Source organism: Deltaproteobacteria bacterium (assembly GCA_009930495.1).
Classification (GTDB): Bacteria; Desulfobacterota; Desulfovibrionia; order Desulfovibrionales; family Desulfomicrobiaceae; genus Desulfomicrobium.
In genome coordinates, this window is the sequence record RZYB01000337.1 from 1 (window position 1) to 1,781 (window position 1,781).

1 protein-coding gene is annotated in these 1,781 nt (G+C 32.4%); it reads left to right on the forward strand.

Translation table 11 applies throughout. The annotated features are described in order from the left end of the window. The first annotated feature begins 202 nt into the window (after positions 1–202). Positions 203–1,693, forward strand: coding sequence for an IS1634 family transposase (locus EOL86_14455; protein ID NCD26773.1), 1,491 nt, complete (start codon positions 203–205; stop codon positions 1,691–1,693). Positions 1,694–1,781 lie beyond the last annotated feature (88 nt).

The window sequence follows — 1,781 nt, forward strand, 5'->3', positions numbered from 1 at the left end:
TTTTTATCTTTGTCGCCCGATTCTAAACTTCCTATTCGTAGCGTGTGAAGAAAAAAAATCAACAATTCAGGGAAAATCTAACATTTCCCTTCCTTTTTCCTGTTTTGTGCGGTTTTTTTTGACGCAAAACACAACATGCTTATTTTCAGTATTATATCAATAATTATTTGTTGTTTTTGGGTGTCTCGCTTATCTTTGGTTCATGTTCGTAAGAAAAAAGCGGAATAAGAGCGGAACAATAAGTGTTCAAATTATTCAAAAGATAAATAGAAGTAATAAAGTTATCAAGACAATAGGTTCATCCTCTAATCGTGACGAGGTTGAAAAAATGTATCATCAAGCTTTATATGAGATGCCTCGCCTTTATGGAGCAACTCTTTTTGATTCTCCGAGTAGTTCAGATATTTCTGAGCTATGTAACGACTCAGTTCGTATTTGCGGCCCAGATATAATCTTTACCCAGATATATAATCACATAGGCTATGGTGATATATGTGAACCACTGCTCAAAGATCTAGTAATATCTAGGATAACTCGACCTGGTAGTAAGCTAAACCTAGCTAAATACTTAAATGAAACCGGAAAGCAAGATGTATCGGTATATAGCATATATAGATTTTTAGATAAATTGAATCGTAGGTTAAAAAAAACCATAGAAGATCTCTCTTTTAAATATACTAGATCAATTTTGGGTGGAACAATTGGAGTTGTTTTTTATGATATGACAACAATATATTTTGAGTCCAGCGAACCGGATGATTTTAGAGTTACAGGGTTTTCAAAGGAAGGGAAACACCAACATCCACAAATTATGCTTGGCCTTTTAGTAGGAAAAGATGGATATCCAATAGGATATGAGTTATTTGAAGGAAACACCTTTGAGGGACATACACTAATTCCTGTGTTGAAAAAATTTGCTACACGGTTCAATATAGATAAGCCTATTGTTGTTGCAGATTCCGGCCTGATATCAAAATCAAATATAGAGTTATTGACAGAAAGTGGATATAGTTTCATCATTGGAGCTCGAATTAAAAATGAAAGCAGCGTCATTAGAAATCAAATATTAGGATTAGAACTTGTTGATGGTCAGCTTACTCATATAGACAAAGGCGATGGTCTCAGATTACATATTAGCTATTCAGGAAAAAGAGCCAAAAAAGATCAATTTAATCGAGAAAGAGGACTAGCTAAGCTTGAAAAAAGGATGGCTTCAGGAAAATTGTCAAAAGCCAATATTAATAATCGGGGGTATAACAAATTTTTGAAACTTGAAGGAGAGATTAGGTTAAGTCTTGATCAAAATAAAGTGGAGACAGATAAGAAGTGGGACGGACTTAAAGGATATATAACGAACACAGATTTGACCTCAGCCCAAGTTATAGATAATTATAATAATTTATGGAAAATAGAAAAAGCATTTCGCATTTCTAAAACAGATCTTCAAATCAGACCTATATACCACAGATTAAGAGAACGCATTGAAGCGCATATATGCATCTCTTTTATGGCATATATGATTTATAAAGAACTTGAACGAGTATTAAAAAAAGCAAAATGTGATATTTCAATGAATACGGCTATTAAAGAAATTAATAAAATGTATGAGGTTAAAACAGATGATAATAGAACTATCAGGCTTAAAAACAACACAGTGCAACAACAAATTTTCGATATAATCTCGAGAGTATAAATTATTTTGTGTAAACACATGAAAACGCTTTTTAATTTAGTTTACATCTTGATTCAAAAATAGTTAAAAATTGGTGAAGAATAATTCC